Annotated in this window: 2 protein-coding genes; both read right to left on the bottom strand. The window is 48.2% G+C overall.

Annotated elements, in window-relative coordinates:
* Positions 1–164 precede the first annotated feature (164 nt).
* Positions 165–422: a hypothetical protein gene (locus ACEUKI_RS10700; RefSeq protein WP_374156884.1), complete on the bottom strand. Its 258-nt coding sequence runs from the start codon at positions 420–422 to the stop codon at positions 165–167.
* 199 nt (positions 423–621) lie between these two features.
* Positions 622–2,262 (bottom strand): glycoside hydrolase domain-containing protein, encoded by a 1,641-nt coding sequence (locus ACEUKI_RS10705; RefSeq protein ID WP_374156885.1) that lies wholly within the window; start codon positions 2,260–2,262, stop codon positions 622–624.
* Positions 2,263–2,474: the final 212 nt, after the last annotated feature.

Here is a 2,474-nt window from a genome sequence, read left to right on the forward strand (position 1 = left end):
TCCTCGACGCTTTTGCGGACCATCCGGTCCAGGGTGGTTTCCAACATGGCCTGGTCGACCTGTAGAATCTGCTGTGACATGGCTTCGTGCCCTCGTTTCCAATCGCGGTTTTCTAATGTCTGGCGACTGAAAATCGTACACAGGACACGGGCCATGCCCCTATCTCAAGCCCAAACCAAAGTGCGCAAAATCTCAGGCGTTATCTTCGCCTTTGCTTTATTATTTTCCGTACCGCAAATCTTAGTAAATTGCATTATTATTCCACTACCACGACTAATCGGTTTCGGAGTAATTCTTTTTGTATGGCTGGTTTTCATAATACCCATCTTGGCATTCATAATCACATTACCAATAAAACCATATATGCGAATATCTTGGTTCTTCTTGACTTCTTTCTTATCTTTTTCTATATCATCCATCATTCAAACTGGATTTTTAGTATTCCTAGACCACTATGACGCTAAACAACTTGGCATAATTCCAACTAGTATAAGGAACCTAATATATGGAAACATGATATTTTATTTTTTTGGAATATGCATTCCCCTATTGGAGTTTTCTGTGTTGCTGTGCATAAGAATGATAACGATATATGCACAGCAACACAGGAAATCCGATAAATCAGATGACAAACTCAGCTAATGCAGTACAAGCCGCATTAACTATTTCGTCTTTGATATCCTTTCGCCCATTCAAGAACCATCGAGCAATGCCAAACGCCCAGTTCTCATCATTCCGAAATGCTGCAGCAGCATCACTCCGGTTGGCGGCACCGACACTCCACGCAATTTGTTTGAAACGATTTGCCAGTAAGCCAGCATCGTTGTAGTAGTCGCGCATGGTCTGAGACAGCAGATGTGTGGCTCCACCATTGCCTGCGCTAAATCTTTGGGCAAAGAGAATAGCATCACCATCGCAGCATAAATCGTCACGATTACACGAATTACTGATGGACTTCCATACGCCATTCACATATTTGCCGGTAATCAAATTAGCAATTCCCGGATGCGACAGGTATGTCTCATCTCGCCCAACAAGCGCCTCGCAAACGGCGTGAAGATCCGCATCGGGATTCCAATCCATGACATCTTGGATATTACTCATCGTCGAGGCCAAATCCCCGGCCCAGCCAGTCCAGGTCTTAGGAATGACCAGTCCATTGAGATAACCGAGAGTAGTAACACATACATGGGCAAGATCCACACGTTCTTTATTCACGTCTTTCATGGATTCCCGCTGCAAACCAATATAGCGGTCGAGCGCCGCAATAATCTTGGATGCCACAGCATCAGATTCGAGCGTCACCGCGTCACCGCTCCGGAAACTCTCTGCGGAAATAGACCAATTGATAGTGCTCTCCCCGCCACCATCACGCAAGTACGCTTTGGAGAGATAGTTCAGCATGCACCGCCATGTAGGCACGGTAATCCACGTCCCTGAATCGCCTGATGGCACATAATCCTGGCCGACTTTGCCCTGCCCGCGCAGCTCATCAAATCGCTTCTCCAAATGCCAAATCAAATCAATCGGGGAAAGGCTTGTATAGTCAGTTCCCTGATCGACTGTTGCGCCACCGGCATTTGACGAATGCACGTATGACACCGCATCCATGCGGTCCGAATATGCGACACGATCCAAATCCCATCCCTGTCCCCTGTAATTACTAATTTCGGCAAACTGGTCATATACCCAACCATTAGGAATCGGGAATCCCAGATTGCCGGAAAATCCCGTAGACATGTCCGACACGAACGCACATCCAGCACACCCCGCTTCAATTATGCGTGTGCAAATGTTGCGCGAAGCGTAGATACCAACTTTATAACCACCACCAAGGCTAGAGAGAATCGCACGGAAATACGGAAGAATAGTGCTGCTCACCTGATCATCGGTAGCATCGAAATCAACCGCGAAATAGATATATGTTGGCGGGATCCCCAAACGCTGCGCCGCCTCTCGAGCGCTCTGGGCATGCTTCCTACTGTTTTCCACAGTGAAATGGCTAAGCTTCGTGGAATATTCTTGGAAAATCGGGAAGAATTGCATACCACCCGCAGTAATGCGTTCAAGCTCGCCAGGACGAATCGCCTTGAAGTATTCCGATGGGTCAAGCTTATCCTGTCCAGGCTCAGTCAGATAACGACCAACAATTCGGTAACCATCTGCCTTGAGCGTCGCCAATCGCTCCGCTGTAATTTCAAAACGGGTATCACAAGCAACGCACAGGCGATTGGGGTCACCCTTGGACGTCAGTAGGCTCATCCACGTCGTCGAGTCAATTGCACCGGTGACAGCAAGAGCATACTGACGCTGAAATTCTGTTACTAAATTGCCAAATGAACTTGTCGGTAGTGCCCGAACTCTTGCGCACTTTGGTCTTCGCCCGTCCCTGTGGCGGTGATCAGTTCGCTGCTGGTACGGTCTCACCGAGCCTTGACATGTCGAGGTAGCGGCGCGTCGACCACTCGTCGGAT

Source organism: Bifidobacterium sp. 2450 (assembly GCF_041900695.1).
GTDB lineage: Bacteria > Actinomycetota > Actinomycetes > Actinomycetales > Bifidobacteriaceae > Bifidobacterium > Bifidobacterium longum.